A 19,159-nucleotide genomic window follows, 5' to 3' on the forward strand; every position below is an offset into this window, starting at 1 on the left:
GGCAATGGTTGTGCAATCTCTCAGGTCAGGCGCGTTCATTCATCGGCTGCTTACGATAAAGGCAATCGTCGTGAACGTAAGTCTCGATTGCTGCATCGGGGCCTGCGCCGTGCCCTGCGCGCGATGGCTGGCCTCCGGAGGGGAGGTCGCAGGCTGGGGCTGGCGGCCGATGGCGGCTGGCGCCATTGCGTTGCTGGCGGGGGGACTTCCTTTCCGCATCGCGCAGCAGCACTGGCGTTTTTCAGGGAGTGCCGATTTCTGGCGTCTGGCATGGGCTGCCCTACTGGCGGCCCTTTTCTATGCCGGGGGGCAGGTTCTTGTCGGCCACGGGCCGCCGGGGGTGACGTTTCCCGTCATCCATATGCTCGTACTGATGGTCATGCTGGCGGGTAGCCGCCTGATTTACCAGAAATGGCGGCAGTGGCGACAGCAGCGCAGGGCGCGAAGCGACGCCCAGTGCCGCATCGTGCTGGTGGCGGACGGCAAGAGCGCGGACCTGTTCCTGCGCGCGGCGTCGGCGGGAATGGCGGTGACCGGCATGGTGGTCAATGGCGCGCACCGTCGCGGCAGACGCATCCATGGCGTGCCCGTGCTGGGGACGGTCGATGAACTCGATCAGGTCCTCGACCGCCTGTGCGCCCACGGTGCGTCCCATGCGGTCAGGGTCATCGTGGATCCGTGCTGCACCGGGACCGCGCTTGCCACGGTGCTGCGGATTGCGCAGGCGCATGGGGCGCAGGTGCGGCGCATGCCCGATATCGCGGCGGTCACGGCCCCGGAATGGAGCGAACTCTACCCCGTGGAGATCGAGGAGCTGCTGAACCGGCCGCCTGTTCCCCCCGATTTCGGGCGGCTGGAGGGGATGCTGCGCGGGCGCAGGGTTCTGGTGACCGGGGCGGGGGGATCCATCGGGACCGAGCTTGTCCACCAGATCGCGCATTATGCCCCCGAAAGCCTGATCCTGCTGGATAACGGGGAATATCCCCTGTGGCGCATCGACGTCGCCCTGTCCGAACAGGCGCCACGGGTGCCGCGCCATATCGTGATTGCCGATGTGCGCGACCCGCAGCGCATCGAACAGGTTTTTGCGCGCTATCGCCCTGAACTGGTCTTTCATGCCGCCGCGCTGAAACATGTCCCGATGGTCGAGGACAATCCGTGCGAGGGACTGCTGACCAATATCGAGGGCACCCGCGTCGTCGCGGACGCGGCGCGCCGGCATGGCACGCGGGCCATGGTGCAGATTTCCACCGACAAGGCCGTCAATCCCTCCAGCATCATGGGCGCGTCCAAGCGCGTGGCGGAAATGTACTGCCAGGCCCTCGACATGACGGCGCGGCGCGATGGCCGGGACCTGCGCTGCATCACGGTGCGTTTCGGCAATGTGCTGGGCTCCGCCGGGTCCGTCGTCTCGCTGTTTCGCCACCAGATCGAACGTGGCGGCCCGCTGACAATCACCGATCCCGAAATGGAACGCTATTTCATGACCGTGGCGGAGGCCGTGGCCCTTGTGCTGCAGGCCAGCGCGCGCGGGATGGACACCCGGCCGGGGGAGGGGCGGATCGACGACATGCTGCGGGCGGGGGGGATATTCGTCCTCGATATGGGGCAGCCGGTCCGTATCGTCGACCTGGCGCATCAGATGATCATCCTTGCCGGGCTGCGTCCGGGGCAGGACATCGACATCCGCTTTACCGGCGCGCGGCCGGGCGAAAAGCTGTCCGAAGACCTGTTTCACCAGCGCGAGGTGCCGCGCCCCACCGGCCATAGCGGGCTGCGCATGGCAACGCCGCGCACGGTGGACCTTGCGCTGGCGACGTCTATCATGGATGCGATGGTAGGGGCATGCAGGGCAGGCGATGCTGGCGCCGCGCTTGTGCTGCTCAAGAAGCTTGTGCCTGAATTCGTCCACAGGGGAGCATCCGGCGTCCAGCCGGCGCCGGCCCGTGGGACCGACCGTGAAAGGAACGCATCATGACCTCTTCGGCTGAACAACCGATTGGTTTTCTGGACCTGCCCCGCCAGCAGAAGGTGATAGCCGATAACCTGCGGGTCCGCCTCGACAGGGTCATGGAACACTGCCGTTTCGTCATGGGGCCCGAGGTGCAGGAGCTGGAGGAACGGCTGGCGGCCTATGTCGGGGCCGCGGCCTGCGTGGGCGTGTCATCGGGTACCGATGCGATCCAGGTCGTCCTGATGGCGGAAGGAATCGGCGCGGGCGATGCTGTGTTCCTGCCCGCCTTTACCTATACCGCCACGGCGGAGGTGCCGCTGGTACTGGGGGCGACCCCGGTTTTTGTCGATGTCGATCCGCATACCTTCCAGATCGATCCCGCCAGCCTGCGCCAGCGCATCGCCCATGTCCGCGCGCAGGGCAGGCTGCGGCCGCGCGCCATCATCGGCGTGGACCTGTTCGGGCAGCCCGCGCCGTGGCCGGAACTGCGCGCCATCGCCACGGCGGAGGACATGTTCCTGATGGCGGACTGCGCGCAGTCCTTTGGCGCCAGCCTGTCGGGACGGCGGCTGGGGCGCGAGGCGACGGCGACCACCCTGTCGTTCTTTCCGTCCAAGCCGCTGGGCGCCTATGGCGATGCCGGGGCCATCCTGACCGACGACCCGGAACGCGCCGAGCTGTATCGTTCGCTCCGCAGCCATGGGGAGGGCAAAACCCGGTACGAGGTGCTGCGGACCGGCATGAATGCCCGGCTTGATACCATTCAGGCGGCGGTGCTGCTGGCGAAGATGGATGTCCTTGACCTGGATCTTGCCCGCCGTCGCGACATCGCGCGCGTCTATGACGCCGGCGTGGCGGAGCGGGTCATCCCCCCCGCGCGCGTGCCCGATAGCGAGTCGGTGTGGGCGATCTATTCCGTGCTGACGCGCGGGCCGGAGGATCGCGCCGCCCTGCAACGGCAGATGCAGGCGCGCAACGTGGCCTCCGCGATTTACTACCCGCGTCCCCTGCACAAGCAGCCCGCGTACCAGCCGCATCATGATGGCGTGTCGCTGCCGGTGTCGGAGGACCTGTCGAATCGCATCCTCGCCCTGCCGCTGCATCCGCAGCTGGCGCGGTGGGATGTCGCGCGTGTCGTCGCCGCTGTCTGCGGGCATGACTGAATCCCGCCTGATGACGGGGCATCTGCCCACCGGCGGCGGCGCGTGGCAGGTCCTACCCCGGCAGGGTGGTCGCGGCGCGCGGGTTTGCAGTATGGGATCCGGATATCCCGGCATGCGGATATGCGGTACTGATGGGGGCGCGTTCGCGCGTTCCGGGGCACATGGCGCCGGAAGATGCGCCAAGGAGAACAGACACAGATGAGACGTGAGACAGCCCTGCTGATCGGGTTCCTGGTCATAACGATTGGTACGGCCGCGGGGCTGTGGTCGATGGCCATGCCCAATTTCCATCCCCTGACTTTCCCGCAGTTGCAGTCAGGCACCATTTCCGTCGGCCCGATGCGCAAGGATCGGGTCCTGACCGCGGCACAGGTCAAGACGCTTAACGACTGGCTTGCCGATCACAAGGCGGGCTGGGGCCCGCTGGGTCAGACGCCGCCATCCAGTGGTGACGCGATCCTGGAACTGCGCGTCGCGCATGTGGACAATGCCTCCGCCCCGCCGCCGGGCGATGACGGGCCGTTCCGCATCACCCTGTGGACCGGAATCAGTGCCGCCGACTGGAACAACACCGTGTTTGTCGAGGAACGGCCTGGCGCGGTCATCCGCATCCATCATTTCAGCGACAAGGATTTCGCCCCGCTGCGCGAACTCATCAACCAGTACAACTATCCCCGGTCCGCATTTCCATGAGCATCGTGCCGCCGGGCATGAAGGCGCTGATTTTCGATTGTGACGGCACGCTTGTCGATACATTGCCCCTGTATCTGCGGGCGTGGCTTGCGACGCTGGAGGAGGTGACGCGGCAGCCCGTCCCACGCGAATGGTTTTACGGCCATGGCGGCATGTCCGAACACATGGTCCTTGATATCGTGGAGGATCGTCTGGGCCGTCGCGTGGACCGCGAACGCATCATCACCACCGCGCGGGCCAGCCTGCATGACCTGCTGGAGGAACTGGAGGAGATTTCGGCCGTGGCCGCGATCGCGCGGCAGTATCACCGTCGCCTGCCGATGGCTGTCGCCTCCAACGGGTCGCGCCAGATCGTGCGGGCATCGCTGTCGCGGGTGGGGCTGGATCACCTGTTCGATGCGATGCTGACCATTGATGACGTGCAGCATGGCAAACCCGCGCCGGACCTGTTCCTTGCCGCCGCGAAAAGGCTGGGGGTCGCGCCGGAGCACTGCTTCGTGTTCGAGGACAGTCGCGAAGGCATGGCCGCCGCGCGGAACGCCGGCATGGCCTATGTCGATGTCGCGACATTGCTGGCCTGATCCTGGAAGAAGGATTTCCGGGCCTGTTTGAAAACAGCCTGCTGATATAAGGCAACAAACGTTTCCGGGTGTTGTCTTTTTTTCAAAATAGCGGCGTTCTTTGAAGCTTTTTGAAAAAAGCTTCAGCAAAAACTTCCTTATGATTTCAGGAATTATTGGGCCTGTCTTTTCAGGCGGCCCCTGATGCCACGGAGCTGGCATATATCCTGACCGAAGAAACCGCCCGGGAAACCACGCTGTCGTAACAGGGCGCAAGGGAGGAGGAGGAAGTTGTGACCTATTGATACTTATAAATAATTTACAGCGCATACATATGCGAATATCAAACACAGATCAGCGGATTTCATTAAATCATGCCAGATTCCCTTCCTGTCCGGCCGGTAAAGATCGAATCCGGCAGGTCCGGGTTTCCTTATCATATTTCGGCAGGGTGTCAGAAAGGACCGGAAATTCCTTCCCATCAAATATATAGGTTTCTCATTCGATCGCATGTCGCGGTTTAATATTACTGGGGGGTGAGGCTTGCTTCACACGATCTTCCGACGGGCGGTTCCTTATTTATTATCATTGATCGCAGGTTCTGTTGTTTCAGTCGGCATGAGGCAGGACAGATCGGCAGATTTAAGGAATTACCACCTTTATGATCCCTGGGCCTTTGTTACGCATCGCGAAGGGCTGGACCTTTATCCGGCGGATCTGCAGACCTTTTTCAATCCCCTTGGTGACCTTCCGCTTTATTGGCTCGGGACCGGGATATTTTCCGACCACCCACGTATTTTCGCTGCGTATCAGGGGCTTTGGTACGGTGTACTGATATGCATCGTCATATGGTTCATGAAGGGCATTGCCTGCAATGACGACAAAAAGCAGGGATTCGGCCTGTATGAAATAATTGCATCCGTAATTATCGGCGTGACCGGATCCGCGGCGGTATGTCAGGCGGGGCTGTCGTCCAATGAAGTGCCGCTTGCCGATCTTGTGCTTGTCGGCGTTGGCCTTGTCATACTCTCTCCGCAGAAAAATACGGTGGAGGAGACTGACAGTTCCCTGAAATGGAGGAGCCTTGCCGGCGGGATCATGACCGGTCTGGCCGCCGGGATCAAACCTACCGAAGTGACGTACGGTCCCGCCATCCTTGCCGCGGTTCTGGTCATGTCATCAGACAGGCGCACGCGCATGCTTTCGGCGCTTCTGTGCCTTGCCGGATGCGCCATGGGATTCTTCGTGACATATGGATGGTGGGCGGTCCATCTGTGGCACCAGACGGGAAATCCTGTTTTCCCGATGTTCAACGAATTCTTCCATTCCAACTGGGCGCCAGCCAGCGCATTCACGGATCAGCGTTACAAGCCCAAGACAATACTTCAATGGATCGCATATCCATTTTTCTGGCTGGGCCATAAGGAAAAGATCGTCACCGAACCGGCCTTTACCGACTGGCGCTTTGCCCTGGCCATGATTTCATGTCTCTGGCTGGTCGTGCATCTGGCCTTTTCGTTCAGGGAAAAAGGCCCGCTTACGGTTGATGGGCGCCGGAAAATCGCCGTCCTTGCTTTCTCTATCGTGGGATATGTCGTCTGGATCAGACTGTATTCGATCCTGCGCTATGCCATTCCCATAGAGGCCATGACCGGGTTCCTGATGATAAGTGCCACAAGGGATCTGTTGTTATGCGCGGATCATAAATCGATCAGGACGCCCGTCATGATTACGACAACCGCACTCCTCGTCTTTCTGGGGCTGACGACACGTTATCCGGGGTTCGGGCATAACAATTTTTCCAAAAAGACATTCGATGTGGCGGCACAGGATGTGGATAGGGATAGCGTCGTGCTTCTGATGGGCCGGAACCTGAGTTATCTGGCCCCGTTTTTCAGACACCCGGAAAACCTTCATTTCGTGGGCATGAATGACATGATGGAGGCGTCATTTGATTACTTTCCCGGCAGAACCGCCCGGATGCTTCTGACATCGGGACGGCCCATCTGGATGGTGGAACCCGGCGACCCCGGCGAAAAGGACTATACGGGTCTTCTCAGACGTTTTTTGCCGGACATGAATGTAGAAGAATGCCACGATATACCCACGGCGCTGAACCGTCAGAAACATCATGATGGCGAGTCCGCCGTCATACGTCTGCCCCGTCTATGCCGGGTGTCAGGCGGCATGGACCGATAGTTGCCGGTGCGGGGAATCGGCAGGTGGCGGCATGCGTCCCTGCCATCGGGCCTGACTTCGGGGACCATGTCCCCCAGGGACGCGTATCGGGGCGGCGCGTGTCGCTCAGGATGTCATGAACGGGCGCGGGAGGGGGCTTCCGCGCCCGTGATGCGTTCAGACCCGTTCGTCATCCGACAGTGGCGGCGTGGCCTTGTCCATCATCGCCAGAAGTGCCGCCGTCAGGGGGGAGGCAAGGATCAGCCCCGGAATGCCCAGGATGGTGCCGAAAATCGTCTGGGACAGGATGGTCAGTCCCGGCGGCATCTTGACCGCGTGACGCTGGATCAGCGGGGCCATGACGTTGCCCTCGAAAAACTGGATGGCGGCATACAGGCCCAGGACCGTCAGCCCTTCGCGCGTCCCCTGCGACAGCCCGATCAGGACGGCAGGCACCGCCCCGACGAATGCGCCGATATAGGGGATGAAGTTCGCAAGCCCCGCCACGACCCCCAGCGCAAGGGCCAGCGGCACACCGATGATCCACAGGCCGATGAATGACAGCAGCCCCACGACCGTCATGTCCAGCGCCTGTCCCGCCGTCCACGCCCACAGCGTCTGCCCCGCCGTCAGCAGCAGGTCGCGCGCCCGCGCGCGATAGTCACGCGGCACCAGACGCAGCGTGCCGTTGACATAGATTTCGGGCGATATCGCGAAATACAGCCCGGCGATCAGGACCACCGCCAGCGTGCCCGCCGCGCCGAAGGCGGAGGTGACGAACCCCGTCATGGATCCCGCGATGGAGCCAAAGCCGTTGCCTTCGGACGAATGTTCGTTCCCGCCGAGCGAGGCGGGAAGGTTGTCGAGGATCATGCGCCCCAGCGTGCTGTCGGCCATATGGTCGCGAAGGTTATGCGCCTGTTCCGTCAGGGCGGCGCGCAGGCGGATGGCCTGTTCCGAAATCTCCGGCCCGCTGCTCCAGATCAGGCCGGTCAGGGCGGAGATGATGACCAGCACGACAATGCTCAGCGCCAGCCAGTAGGGCAGGCGCGTGTGACGTTCCAGATGGGTGGCGAGGTTATGCAGGATCACCGCCACCAGCGTGGCAGCGAACAGCACCATCAGCACATCGCCCACCAGCCAGATCGACACCACCAGCATCGTGACCACCAGGGCAAGGCGCAGGAGGTGGTGAATGCGGGCAAGCTGTTCCGCCTGCGGGTCGCGGGCAAGGGCGGTCTCCGCCGCTCCTTCCGCTTCGGGCGGGGCGTCACGCTCTGTCTTGGAAGAGGGCATCAGGGTTTCCGTGGGTTGGTAAGGATGGGGGAAATGATCGGAATGCTGCCGTCGCGTTGCGCGAAGGTCTTGGGAAACGCGCCAACATGGCGGTCGCCCCCGCGACATTCGTGTTTTTTCATGCGGTGGCGGATATGTCGCCACGCGCAAGGTCACGCCGCGAATGCATCATCGTCGCGTCCATGTGCCGCCGCAACATGCGGGGCCACCATGCGCCCCGCGATATGAAGAAAGCGTGCAGGAACGACGCGCCATGCGCGCAACCCCGTCGCGACAGGGGCGCGACAGGACGGTCGCGGACGCCATGCCGGGCGCAAGCTCATTGCGCCTCGGCGGCTTCGAGTTCCGTTTCCGCGGCCAGCCAGTCTTCTTCCGCTGCTTCATGCTCCCGCCGCAGGGTGGCGAGGCGGGTGTTGAGGGCGGTTACTTCTTCCGCGCTGCCTGCCGCTTCATACAGGGTGGGATCCGCCAGCCTTGCTTCCACCTTCGCCTGTTCCGTGGCGAGCTTCGTCATGCGTGCCTCCGCGTCGCGGATGCGGCGGCGCAGGGGGGCAAGCGCCTTGCGCGCCTCGGCGCGTTCGCGACGGTCCTCCCGACGCGCGGGCGCGGCCGGACGCGGGCTTTCCCCGTCCGAGGAGGCCGCGCGGGCGCGTTCGATCAGCCATGCGCGGTATTCCGCCATGTCCCCCTCGAACGTGCGGACGCCGCCATCGCCCACCAGCCACAGCCGGTCGGCCACCAGTTCCACAAGATGCGGGTCGTGGCTGATCAGCAGGACCGCGCCTTCGAATTCCGCCAGCGCGCGGATCAGCGCGTCGCGCGCGTCCAGGTCAAGATGGTTCGTCGGTTCATCAAGGATCAGCAGGTGTGGCGCATCCCGCGTGGCAAGGGCCAGCAGCAGGCGTGCCTTTTCCCCGCCCGAGAGGTCGCGCGTGACGGTTTCGGCCCGCGCGGCATCCAGCCCGAAACGCGCAAGCTGCGAACGGACCGCCACCGGGGTCGCGTCCGGCAGGGCGCGGGCCATGTGATCGACGGGCGTTTCGTCGGGACGCAGTTCCTCGGCCTGATGCTGCGCGAAATAGCCGACGCGCAGGCGGGGGCTGTGCGACAGGGTGCCCGATTGCGGCGCAAGCCGTCCGGCCACCAGCTTGGCGAAGGTGGACTTGCCATTGCCGTTCGCGCCCAGCAGGGCGATGCGGTCCTCCATGTCGATGCGCAGCGACAGGTTCGACAGGATGGTGGTGTCGCCATATCCGACCGAAACCCGGTCCATCGTCAGCATCGGCGGCGGCAGGGGGGAGGGTTCGGGAAAGGAGAACTGGCTGGGCGCATCCTCGACCACCGATTCGATGACCGGCAGCTTCTCCAGCGCCTTCAGCCGCGCCTGCGCCTGCTTCGCCTTGGTGGCCTTGGCGCGGAAACGGTCGACAAAGGACTGCATGTGCGCGCGCCGCGCATTGATGCGTTCGGCCATGCGTGCCTGCTGCAGGGCCTGTTCGGTGCGGATGCGCACGAACTCCTCATACCCGCCGGGCGTCAGCGTCAGCCTGCCGCGGTCCAGATGGGCGATCGCATCGACCGCGCGGTCCAGCAGCCCGCGATCGTGGCTGACGATCAGCGCCGCGCCCGCGAAACGCGCAAGCCACCCCTCCAGCCACAGCGTGGCCTCAAGGTCGAGGTGGTTCGTCGGCTCGTCGAGCAGGAGCAGATCGGGATTGAGGAACAGCGCGGTCGCCAGCGCCACGCGCATGCGCCATCCCCCCGAAAAATCCGAGACGGGACGTGCCTGCGCCGCCATGTCGAATCCCAGGCCCGACAGGATGCCCGCCGCGCGCGCGGGCGCGCTGTGGGCGTCGATGGCGCGCAGGCGTTCATGGATGTCGGCGATGCGCATCGGGTCGGTCGCGCTGTCCGCCTCCGCCAGCAGGGCGGTGCGTTCCGTATCGCCTGCCAGCACCGTTTCCAGCAGTGAGCCATGTCCCGTCGGCGCCTCCTGCCGGATGCGGGCCATGCGCGCGCGCGACGACAGGCGGATTTCCCCGCCATCGGGCGCGATATCCCCCGCGATCGCGGCCAGCAGCGTCGATTTTCCCGCCCCGTTATGCCCCACCAGTCCCACCTTGCGGCCGGGATCGATGGTCAGGCTGGCCCCGTTGAGAAGGGTGCGCCCCGCGATGCGAAGGGTCAGGTCGGATATGACAAGCAGGCTCACGAAACGCGGTACTCCGGGAATATGTGGCGCGGATGGCAGGATTCGTCGCGCTAGTACCTACCAGTCCTTGGCGATATGCTCTAGATGGCGTCAGGTAAGGACGCCACGTGCCCTTGTGGTGCCATGTCCTGTCGATCACAACGTATCTGAGTTAAAAAGGAGCCAGTTCCATGGCTGTCGAACGTACCCTTTCGATCATCAAGCCCGACGCGACCCGCCGCAACCTGACCGGCAAGATCAACGCCGTGTTCGAGGACGCGGGTCTGCGCATCGTCGCGCAGAAGCGCATCCAGCTGACGCCCGCCACGGCCGGCGCGTTTTACGAAGTGCACAAGGAACGCCCGTTCTATAACGACCTGGTGTCCTTCATGGTCTCCGGCCCGGTCGTCGTGCAGGTGCTGCAGGGCGAGAACGCGGTGGCGAAGAACCGCGAAGTGATGGGTGCGACCGACCCGAAGAAGGCCGAGGCCCACACGATCCGCGCGCAGTTCGCCGAAAGCATCGAAGCGAACTCCGTCCATGGCTCCGACAGCTTGGAAAACGCGAAGAACGAAATCGCGTTCTTCTTCGCCGGGACCGAAATCCTGCCCTGATCGTCCCTGCGGACATCAGTGGGAAAAGCCGGCAGAAATGCCGGCTTTTTTTATGGACGGATCTTTATGAAGGCTGCCTTTGAATATCAGAAGTTTTTGGTGAAGCTTTTTTCAAAAAGCTTCGAAGGATGCCGCCTTTCTTAAAAAAGACAGCACCCGGAAACGTTTATTTCAAGTAACCCGCCCAAAGCGGTTTTTCAGACACACAGCAGCGCGTCCGCCGTCGCCTCCGCCCGCGTGTCGGGCATCAGCACGCGGCGCAGGGCGGCGGGATACAGCAGGTGTTCCTGCGTCAGGATCCGCGCGGCAAGGCTGTCGGGCGTATCGCCGGACAGGACGGGCACCGCCGCCTGCCCGATGATGGGGCCTTCATCCATTTCTTCCGTCACCAGATGCACGGTGCAGCCATGCAGGCGCACCCCGGCCTGCAGCGCGCGTTCATGCGTGTGCAGCCCCGGAAAGGACGGCAGCAGGCTGGGATGGATGTTCAGCATCCGCCCGGCCCATGCCTGCGTCAGGAACGGCGTCAGCAGGCGCATGTATCCCGCCAGGCAGACGACCTCCACGCCTGCGTCGCGCAGGGCGGCGTCAATCACGCGCTCATGCGCCGCGCGGTCGCGGCCAAAGGTGCGGTGGTCGATCGCCTTCGTCGCAAGTCCCGCCCGGCGCGCGGTCTCCAGCCCCGGCGCGTCGGGGTTGTTGCTGATGACGATGGCGATGCGCGCGGGATAATCCGCCGCCGCGCATGCCGCGATCAGCGCGCCCATGTTGCTGCCGCGCCCGCTGATCAGGATGCCGATGGGGCGCTTGGTCATGGCCGTCATTTCAGGCACGGGTCCCGGTCGCGCCGAAATCCGGCTGCGTCTTCATCACCAGCGTGGCATCGGCGTCGGGGGTGTCGGCGGCCTCGATCCGGCCGATGACATGTGCTTTTTCGCCCGTTTCGGACAGGCGCTTCATGACTTCGTCAGGATCGCGCGTGACAAGGACCATGCCGATCCCGCAGTTGAATACCCGCAGCATTTCGTCGGTCGCGACCTGACCGGTTTTCGCAAGCCAGCCAAAGACGGGCGGGATATCCCACTGCCCGTCGATCACGGCGCGCGTGCCGCGCGGCAGCACGCGCGGCAGGTTGCCCGGCAGGCCGCCACCCGTGATATGAGCCGCTGCCTGCAACAGGCCCGCATGATGCAGGTTCAGGACCTGATGGACATACAGCGTCGTCGGCGTCATCAGCGCCTGCGCCAGCGTCTGTCCCGCCGCGAACGGGCACGGCGCGTCCCATTGCAGGCCGGAACGCTTGACGATCGCGCGCACCAGCGAAAATCCGTTGGAATGCACCCCGGCGGACGGCAGCCCGATCAGCGTGTCGCCGGGCCGGATGTCGCGCGGCAGCAGCGCGGTGCGTTCGGCCGCCCCCACCGAAAACCCGGCAAGGTCATAATGCCCGGCGGCGTACATGCCCGGCATTTCCGCCGTTTCCCCCCCGACAAGGGCGCAGCCCGACCCCGCGCAGCCCGCCGCGATGCCGCGCACGACCTTCGCCGCGTCATCGACCGACAGGTGCCCCGTCGCGAAGTAGTCGAGGAAGAACAGCGGCGTCGCCCCCTGCACCACAAGGTCGTTCACGCACATCGCCACAAGGTCGATGCCCACCGTTTCATGCAGTCCGCTTTCGATGGCGATCATCAGCTTCGTGCCGACGCCATCGGTGCACGACACCAGGATAGGGTCGGAAAACCCCGCCGCCTTCAGGTCGAACAGCGCGCCGAATCCGCCAAGCCCGCCCATCGTGCCGGGACGGTCGGTGGCGCGGGCGGCCGGCTTTATCACCTCCACCAGCGCGTCGCCCGCGGCGATGTCCACGCCCGCATCGCGATAGGTCGCCCCCCCGGACGCTGCGTCCGCGCGGGACGCATCGGGGGACGAAGGGGTGGGGGGATTGGTGGGGGCGGAAGTCATGCGCAGGGGCCTTCATCGTCAAACTATCGCTTTCCCGGACTCCTGCCCGCGGGCTATGGAAGACGCGATGGATGCGACAGCATTGGGGTCAATACGGTCTTTGCGCTTCTCTTTACGTCAAGCCGGGGCCGGGCACCAAGCGGTGGTTACGCGCACAGGGCCGAAAACGGAGAAAATGCCGATCCGCGACACGATCGGGCAGCTTGTGTTGCCCTTTGCGCACAAGCCGCGTTTCACGCGGGCGGGTTTTGTCGCCGCCCCCTCCAACGCGGCGGCCCGCGCGTGGCTGCTGGGGCGCACGGCGTGGCCCGACCGGCGGCTGGCGCTGTGGGGCGCGCGGGGATGCGGCAAGACGCACCTTCTGGAAATCTGGGCCAGCGAACATGACGCGGTGCTGCTGTCGGGGCCGGACCTGACGCGCGATGATGTCGCGCGCCTGTTCGGGGCGCAACGCCGTTCGGGCATCATGGCCATCGCGCTGGATGATGCGCAGGGATGCGCGGACGAACGCGCGGTGCTGCACCTGCTCAACGGCGCGCGCGAACATGGCATGGCGCTGGCGCTGGCCGGGCGGGCGGCGCCAGCGCGCTGGCCTGTCACACTGGCGGATCTGCAGAGCAGGCTGCGCGCGACCATGGCGGTGGAGATGCGCCAGCCCGAGGATACGCTGCTGCGGATCGTGCTCCTGCGGCTGCTGGCGGAGCGGCAGATTGTCGTGGCGCATCCCGTGCTGGAGTGGCTGTTGCGCCGGCTGCCGCGCACTGCCGCCGCGATGGTGGAGGTCGCGCGTCGGCTTGACCATGCCGCCCTTGCCACAGGGCGGCCGGTCACGCGCGCCATGGCGATAGCGGAACTGGGCGACCTGCTGCCCCCCGATGCCGCATGCGAAACCCTTCCGGCGGGGGAGGCGTAGCAAAGCCCCCTCTGGTCAATGCCCGCGCTGCTGTCCTACCCTTGCATGACTGCTTTTGGCCACGGTCGCCCCCTTTCGCGGCGGCGGTCCCTATCGGGAGATCGAGTTCCTTGTCCAGACCTCCGCGCAAGCCAGCTTCCTCCGCCACGGCAAAAGACGGCAGGGCCGCGCCGCGTCGCGCTCCGCGCCGGACCACGCGCGCGCACGCGACGGCGCGCGCCACGACAAAGGCGGCGGACGATGCCGATGCCGCGCCGTCGCGTGATCTGGTGGTGCATGACCCGTGTCCCGACATGCCCGCGCCGGACGCGCATTCGCCCGAGCGTTTCATAAACCGCGAACTGTCATGGCTTGATTTCAACCAGCGCGTGGTGGACGAGGCGGACAATCCCCGCAATCCCCTGCTGGAGCGTGTGAGGTTCCTGTCCATCAGCGCCAGCAACCTGGACGAGTTCTATTCCGTGCGCGTCGCGGGGCTGGTGGGACAGGTGCGCGAGGGGCTGATCGCCCCGTCGCCCGACGGGATGACCCCGGCGCAGCAGCTTGTCGCGGTGCGTGAACGTACCGCCCGCCTGCTGCATGAACAGCAGCGCATCTGGCGCGACCTCCTCCACGAACTGTCGGAGGCGGGGATCGTCCTGTGTGACGAGGACCAGCTTGACACGGCGGAGCGGGAATGGCTCGACACCTGCTTCATGGAACGGGTCTTTCCGGTGCTGACGCCGCTGGCGATCGACCCGGCCCATCCGCTGCCCTTCATTCCCAACATGGGCATCGCGCAGGCGCTGCGCCTGATGAACGCGCGCACCGGGCAGTTCGTGATGGAGGCGCTGATCCTGCTGCCCTCGCGCATCGAACGTTTCATCCGCATGCCCGATTCCCTCTCGCCGCCGGGGCAGACGCGCTTCATCCTGCTCGAACGCCTGATCGTGATGTGCATCGGACGCCTCTTCCCCGGTCTGGTCGCCGGGGAGTGGGGGGTGATGCGCGTGGTGCGCGATACCGACGTGGAGTTCGAGGACGAGGCCGAGGATCTGGTCCGCTCGTATGAAAGCGCGCTCAAGCGCAGGCGTCGCGGGGTGGTCATCCATCTCGACATCGAATCGCGCATGCCCGAGGACCTGGCCCGCTCCATGGCCGCCTCCCTCAACGCGCCGCCGGACGAGGTGCTGGTGCAGTCGGGCCTGATCGGGGTGGTGGATCTGAAGCAGCTGATCGTCGATGACCGGCCGGACCTGCTGTTCCCGCCCTATACCCCGCGTTTTCCCGAACGGATCATCGATTGCGGGGGTGACTGCTTCGCCGCGATCCGCGCGCGCGACATGATCGTGCACCATCCGTTCGAAAGCTTCGACGTGGTGGTGCAGTTCCTGCGTCAGGCGGCGCTGGACCCGGCGGTGGTCGCGATCAAGCAGACGCTCTACCGCACTTCGCGCGACAGCCCGATCGTCAAGGCGCTGATCGAGGCGGCGGAAGGGGGGAAGTCCGTCACCGCGATGGTCGAGCTGCGGGCGCGTTTCGACGAGGAGGCGAACATCCGCCTTGCCCGCGCGCTGGAGGCGGCGGGCGTGCAGGTGGTCTTCGGCTTTTCCGACCTCAAGACCCATGCGAAGCTCAGCCTCGTGGTCCGGCGCGAGGGGGGGACGCTGCGGTCCTATGCCCATTTCGGGACCGGCAATTACCACCCGATCACGGCGCGCATCTATACCGACCTGTCGTTCTTTACCTGCGATCCGGAACTGGTGCGCGATTCGGCGCGGCTGTTCAATTACATGACCGGCTATGCCATGCCCGCGCGGATGGAGGCGATCGCGTTTTCGCCCGTGACCATCCGCTCCACCCTCAATGAACTGATCGACGCGGAAATCGAACATGTGAAGGCCGGGCGTCCGGGGCGCATCTGGCTCAAGATGAACTCCCTTGTCGATCCGGGGCTGATCGACCGGCTGTACGAGGCGTCCTGCGCGGGGGTGCACATCATGGCGGTGGTGCGCGGCATCTGCTGCCTGCGCCCCGGTGTGCCGGGACTTTCGGAAAACATCCGGGTCAAGTCGATCGTCGGGCGTTTCCTGGAACATGCCCGCATCTTTGCCTTTGGCAACGGGCACCGCCTGCCGTCGCGCAACGCGAAACTTTACATCTCATCCGCCGATTGGATGGTACGCAACATGGACTGGCGCGTCGAAAGCATGGTGCCGATGCGCGATCCCGCCGTGCATGCCCGCGTGCTGAACCAGATCATGATGGCGGACCTGAAGGACAATCTTCAGTCATGGATATTGCAGCGAAATGGCGTATGGAGACGACTGGAACCCGGACGCGCGCCTTTTTCGGCGCATGAATATTTCATGGAGCATCCCTCTGGCGGGGGACGCGCGCCCGGCGATGGCGGTATCCGCGTCAGCGCATCGCAGCCGTGGCATACGGAGCAGAGTATTGAGGACTGAGGACATACCCGCCATGGCAGGCACCATGATGATGACCCGTGACGTTCCCACCGTCGCCTTCCCCATGGCGGGAGCCCCTGCGTGAGCGGGGCATCGGGGCAGAACCGTTCGGCCGTCATCGATCTGGGTTCGAATTCCGTGCGCCTGGTGGTGTTTGACGGGATTTCGCGCAATCCCGTCCCGATTTTCAATGAAAAGGTTGTCCTGCGCCTTGGCCGCGGCCTCAACGCGACGGGCCGCCTGAACGAGGAGGCGGTCCCTATGGCGATGGAGGTCATGGACCGTTTCAACGCCATCGCCCGCGGCATGGACGCAAGCCCGTTCGAGGTACTGGCCACGGCGGCGGTCCGCGACGCCACCAATGGCCCGGATTTCGTCGCGGGCCTGCGTTCCCGCCTGCCGGGGGTTCCGATCCATATCCTGTCGGGGGAACAGGAGGCCGAATATTCCGCCACCGGCGTGCTGTGCGGGATTCCCGACGCCCATGGGCTGGTGGCCGATATCGGCGGCGGGTCGCTGGAACTGATCCGGCTGGTGGGCGGGCGCAGGATGGAGGCGTGCACGCTGCCGCTGGGGGTCATCCGCCTCAATGACCGGGCGCAGGGCGATCTCGGCTCCGCGCGGCAGATCGTCGATGCGGACCTGTCGCGCATCGACTGGCTTGATGAAGTGCGCGGATGCCCGCTGTATGTCGTTGGCGGCGGGTTCCGCGCGCTTGCGCGCCTGCAGATCGCGCGCACTGCCTATCCGCTCAATATCGTCCACCTTTATGAACTGGGCGCGACGGACGCGCGTGACATGGCGGAGTGGATCATCGGATCGTCGCGTCGCACGCTTGAACGCCTGCCCGGCGTCCCGCGCAAGCGGCTGGAGGACGCGCCCTTCGCCGCGACGGTCCTGCGCCGGCTGATGCGCCGGGTGCAGCCCGAACGGCTGGTGTTCTGCGTCGATGGCCTGCGCGAGGGATGGTACATGCGCAAGGTCGCGGCCGCCGTGGCCGGCACCGATCCGCAGGAAGCCGTGGCGCAGGAAATGTGCGCGCGCCTGGGACGCAGCATGACGCTGCCGCTGCGGCTTGTGCCATGGACGGCGCCGCTGTTCCCGGCGGAGGACGAGGCGGCGCGCCGCCTGCGGCATGCCGCGTGCTGGATGTCGGATGTCGGGTCATACGATCATCCGGAATACCGGGCGGAGCAGACCTACCTGCGGATCCTGCGCATGCAGGGGGTCGGTTTCACGCATACGGCGCGCGCCTCCCTCGCGCTGACGCTGGCGGTGCGGTACGGCGTCGACATGGGAATCGCCTGCCTCGAACCCTCGCGCCGGCTGCTGGACGAGGCGGAATTCGCGCGCGCCGTGGTGCTGGGGCAGGCGCTTCGCCTGGCCTACAGCGTCAGTGGGGGCACCGATGCGCTGCTGCGCGGGACGGAACTCCTGTTCGACGGGCAGACGCTGACCCTGCGTTTCGCGTCGGGGCAGGACGTGGTGCAGGGCGAAAGCGTGCGGCGGCGGCTGGAGCGGCTGGGCGCGAGCCTGTCTGTGGCGACCGCGATCGCGCAGAGCGTCTAGCGGGCCATTCAAAAGGGCAGGTTCAGTAATCTCCTGAAATCATGAAGTTTTTGGTGAAGCTTTTTGCAAAAAGCTTCGAGGGATGTCGCCTTCCTGAAAAAGTGCGACATCCGGAGGCCGTTATTGTCTCCTTCGCGCCTGTCATCGGGGGATTCGCGCCTGCCGGATGGGGGATATCGCGGCCTTTTGCATGGAACGTCATCTTCCCTGAAAATGGGCTGTTCGGAATGGATGGGGGAAACAGGCGATGCTGCTGGTGCGCGGTGGGACGGTGGTCACGGCGGAGGCCTCCTTCAGGATTGACGTCCTGTGCGGCAGGGGCGGGGAGATCGCAGCCATCGGCCCCGCGCTGGACATCCCCCATGGATGCCGCGTGCTGGATGCGGGGGGATTGCTGGTGATGCCCGGTGGCGTTGATCCCCATACCCGCATCGGGGGGGATGCCGGCCGCTTTGCCGATATCGGCCATGCCGCGCTGGCGGCGGGAACGACCACGCTTATCGATTGCATCGACGTGCCCGCCGGGCACGAAATGCGCGCGGCGTGGGAGGAATGGCGGCACGCGGCGCGCGGGGGCGGCGTTGATTTTTCGGCCCATATGGTCGTCAATCACTGGGACGCGCGGATGGCGGCCGGAATGCGGGCGGTCACGCGGGATTGCGGGGTCAATTCCTTTCGCCTGTCCTGTGGCGGCGACCTGTTGGATACGCAGTTGCTGGGCGTGATCGACCATGCGATGGCGCTGGGCGCGCTGTGTGCGTTCGATACGCACCGGGGGCAGGTCGCGGACTATCTGCGTGTCGGGTTATGCGATGCCGGGATCGGAACGGCTGAGGCACAGGCGCTGTCCTGCGTCCCCATGATCGAGGACGCCGGGACCGCCCGTGCCCTCATGCTGGTGGGCGTCCTTGGTTCGCCGGTGCATCTGGGGCCGGTTTCGACGAAAGGGGCCATCAGCGCGATCACGACGGCACGCCTGCATGGACAGCGCACCAGCGCGGAGGTGCTGGTCCGGCATCTGGTGATGACGGAAGACGACGATGCGCCGTTCTGCCCGGATTTGCCGCCATTGCGGGGGGAAGAGCACCGACAGGCCCTGTGGGGCGGCCTGTCGGCGGGCATGGCGGGCATGACCGCCAGCGGCGCGGGTGATGAGGGGACGCTGACGGATGAGGATGCGCGTCCCATGCCCGACCTGTCCGGACGGCTGGGGCTGCTGTGGCATCACGGGGTGGGAACAGGTCGCCTGTCGGTGGAGGAATTCGTGGCCGTGACCTCCGCCAACGCGGCGCGGGCCTTCAACATCTACCCCCGCAAGGGCGCGATCATGGTGGGGGCCGATGCGGACCTCGTGCTGTGGGACCCGCGGGGCGAGGCCAGGGCGCTGTCGTCCTGTCACGGCGCGCCGGTCATGTCGGGATGCGTCCGCCACGTGGTGCGCGGTGGCGTGCTGGCATGGTCCGGCACGCAGGCGTGCGGGGCCGGGCGGGGCCGGCATGTCGCGCGCCCCTGTTTCGGGCGTGAACTTTCCGCGCGGGTCAGGCGCGGCGCGCATCTGGCGGCACAGGATGGTTAGGCGATATTGGACGATATCCCGCGCGGGTTCTGGCAACCGGGCG

The 19,159-nt window shown here is 65.3% G+C and carries 14 protein-coding genes; 10 read left to right on the forward strand and 4 right to left on the reverse strand.

Features of this window, described 5'->3' with window-relative positions; genetic code table 11:
- Nucleotides 1-4: 4 nt before the first annotated feature.
- The 5 genes from CFR71_RS03635 (at nt 5) to CFR71_RS03655 (ending at nt 6,569) form a co-directional block, all read left to right on the forward strand.
- The gene (locus CFR71_RS03635; protein ID WP_110527097.1) at nt 5-1,978 is read left to right on the forward strand and encodes a polysaccharide biosynthesis protein; all 1,974 of its coding nucleotides are present in this window, start codon (nt 5-7) and stop codon (nt 1,976-1,978) included.
- Entirely contained in the window at nt 1,975-3,117 is a 1,143-nt protein-coding gene (locus tag CFR71_RS03640; RefSeq protein ID WP_110527100.1) for a DegT/DnrJ/EryC1/StrS family aminotransferase, read from the forward strand. The genes CFR71_RS03635 and CFR71_RS03640 overlap by 4 nt, the downstream gene beginning before the upstream one ends.
- A 198-nt stretch (nt 3,118-3,315) precedes the next feature.
- The gene (locus CFR71_RS03645; protein ID WP_110527103.1) at nt 3,316-3,810 is read left to right on the forward strand and encodes a hypothetical protein; all 495 of its coding nucleotides are present in this window, start codon (nt 3,316-3,318) and stop codon (nt 3,808-3,810) included.
- A complete protein-coding gene (locus CFR71_RS03650) occupies nt 3,807-4,391 on the forward strand; it encodes an HAD family hydrolase (protein ID WP_110527106.1) in 585 nt (194 codons plus the stop codon). The genes CFR71_RS03645 and CFR71_RS03650 overlap by 4 nt, the downstream gene beginning before the upstream one ends.
- Nucleotides 4,392-5,225: 834 nt before the next feature.
- Nucleotides 5,226-6,569 (forward strand): hypothetical protein, encoded by a 1,344-nt coding sequence (locus CFR71_RS03655; RefSeq protein ID WP_239020251.1) that lies wholly within the window; start codon nt 5,226-5,228, stop codon nt 6,567-6,569.
- A 156-nt stretch (nt 6,570-6,725) separates the two neighbouring features.
- On the opposite strand, the gene CFR71_RS03660 is transcribed toward CFR71_RS03655, so the two are convergent.
- Both CFR71_RS03660 and CFR71_RS03665 read right to left on the reverse strand, forming a co-directional pair.
- Nucleotides 6,726-7,844 carry an AI-2E family transporter gene (locus CFR71_RS03660; RefSeq protein WP_239019240.1) on the reverse strand — a complete coding sequence of 373 codons (1,119 nt, stop codon included), beginning with the start codon at nt 7,842-7,844 and terminating at the stop codon, nt 6,726-6,728.
- A 319-nt stretch (nt 7,845-8,163) separates the two neighbouring features.
- Nucleotides 8,164-10,056 carry an ABC-F family ATP-binding cassette domain-containing protein gene (locus CFR71_RS03665; protein WP_110527114.1) on the reverse strand — a complete coding sequence of 631 codons (1,893 nt, stop codon included), beginning with the start codon at nt 10,054-10,056 and terminating at the stop codon, nt 8,164-8,166.
- Nucleotides 10,057-10,226: 170 nt separating this feature from the next.
- On the opposite strand from CFR71_RS03665, the gene ndk reads away from it, so the two are divergent.
- A complete protein-coding gene (gene ndk / locus CFR71_RS03670) occupies nt 10,227-10,649 on the forward strand; it encodes a nucleoside-diphosphate kinase (RefSeq protein ID WP_110527117.1) in 423 nt (140 codons plus the stop codon).
- A gap of 197 nt (nt 10,650-10,846) precedes the next feature.
- Here ndk and purN read toward each other — a convergent pair whose 3' ends face one another.
- Nucleotides 10,847-11,473, reverse strand: coding sequence for a phosphoribosylglycinamide formyltransferase (gene purN / locus CFR71_RS03675; RefSeq protein WP_110527120.1), 627 nt, complete (start codon nt 11,471-11,473; stop codon nt 10,847-10,849).
- 1 nt (nt 11,474) lies between these two features.
- Entirely contained in the window at nt 11,475-12,611 is a 1,137-nt protein-coding gene (purM, locus tag CFR71_RS03680) for a phosphoribosylformylglycinamidine cyclo-ligase (protein ID WP_110527123.1), read from the reverse strand.
- Between the two features lie 175 nt (nt 12,612-12,786).
- On the opposite strand from purM, the gene CFR71_RS03685 reads away from it, so the two are divergent.
- The 4 genes from CFR71_RS03685 to CFR71_RS03700 all read left to right on the forward strand — a co-directional run bounded on the left by CFR71_RS03685 (nt 12,787) and on the right by CFR71_RS03700 (nt 19,116).
- Nucleotides 12,787-13,524 carry a P-loop NTPase family protein gene (locus tag CFR71_RS03685; protein WP_110527126.1) on the forward strand — a complete coding sequence of 246 codons (738 nt, stop codon included), beginning with the start codon at nt 12,787-12,789 and terminating at the stop codon, nt 13,522-13,524.
- Between the two features lie 293 nt (nt 13,525-13,817).
- Complete coding sequence (locus tag CFR71_RS03690; RefSeq protein WP_239019252.1) at nt 13,818-15,971, forward strand: RNA degradosome polyphosphate kinase; 2,154 nt, start codon at nt 13,818-13,820, stop codon at nt 15,969-15,971.
- A gap of 81 nt (nt 15,972-16,052) precedes the next feature.
- Nucleotides 16,053-17,540, forward strand: coding sequence for a Ppx/GppA family phosphatase (locus CFR71_RS03695; protein WP_110527132.1), 1,488 nt, complete (start codon nt 16,053-16,055; stop codon nt 17,538-17,540).
- 247 nt (nt 17,541-17,787) lie between these two features.
- Complete coding sequence (locus CFR71_RS03700; RefSeq protein ID WP_110527135.1) at nt 17,788-19,116, forward strand: amidohydrolase family protein; 1,329 nt, start codon at nt 17,788-17,790, stop codon at nt 19,114-19,116.
- Nucleotides 19,117-19,159: the final 43 nt, after the last annotated feature.

The sequence above is a fragment of the Novacetimonas pomaceti genome, from assembly GCF_003207955.1.
Taxonomy (GTDB): Bacteria; Pseudomonadota; Alphaproteobacteria; order Acetobacterales; family Acetobacteraceae; genus Novacetimonas; species Novacetimonas pomaceti.

Bases quoted from the DNA above. Each gene is read 5' to 3' on its own strand.
- CFR71_RS03635 (WP_110527097.1), top strand. From the start codon at position 5: ATGGTTGTGCAATCTCTCAGGTCAGGCGCGTTCATTCATCGGCTGCTT.
- CFR71_RS03640 (WP_110527100.1), top strand. From the start codon at position 1,975: ATGACCTCTTCGGCTGAACAACCGATTGGTTTTCTGGACCTGCCCCGC.
- CFR71_RS03645 (WP_110527103.1), top strand. From the start codon at position 3,316: ATGAGACGTGAGACAGCCCTGCTGATCGGGTTCCTGGTCATAACGATT.
- CFR71_RS03650 (WP_110527106.1), top strand. From the start codon at position 3,807: ATGAGCATCGTGCCGCCGGGCATGAAGGCGCTGATTTTCGATTGTGAC.
- CFR71_RS03655 (WP_239020251.1), top strand. From the start codon at position 5,226: ATGAAGGGCATTGCCTGCAATGACGACAAAAAGCAGGGATTCGGCCTG.
- CFR71_RS03660 (WP_239019240.1), bottom strand. From the start codon at position 7,844: ATGCCCTCTTCCAAGACAGAGCGTGACGCCCCGCCCGAAGCGGAAGGA.
- ndk (WP_110527117.1), top strand. From the start codon at position 10,227: ATGGCTGTCGAACGTACCCTTTCGATCATCAAGCCCGACGCGACCCGC.
- purN (WP_110527120.1), bottom strand. From the start codon at position 11,473: ATGACGGCCATGACCAAGCGCCCCATCGGCATCCTGATCAGCGGGCGC.
- purM (WP_110527123.1), bottom strand. From the start codon at position 12,611: ATGACTTCCGCCCCCACCAATCCCCCCACCCCTTCGTCCCCCGATGCG.
- CFR71_RS03685 (WP_110527126.1), top strand. From the start codon at position 12,787: ATGCCGATCCGCGACACGATCGGGCAGCTTGTGTTGCCCTTTGCGCAC.
- CFR71_RS03690 (WP_239019252.1), top strand. From the start codon at position 13,818: ATGCCCGCGCCGGACGCGCATTCGCCCGAGCGTTTCATAAACCGCGAA.
- CFR71_RS03700 (WP_110527135.1), top strand. From the start codon at position 17,788: ATGCTGCTGGTGCGCGGTGGGACGGTGGTCACGGCGGAGGCCTCCTTC.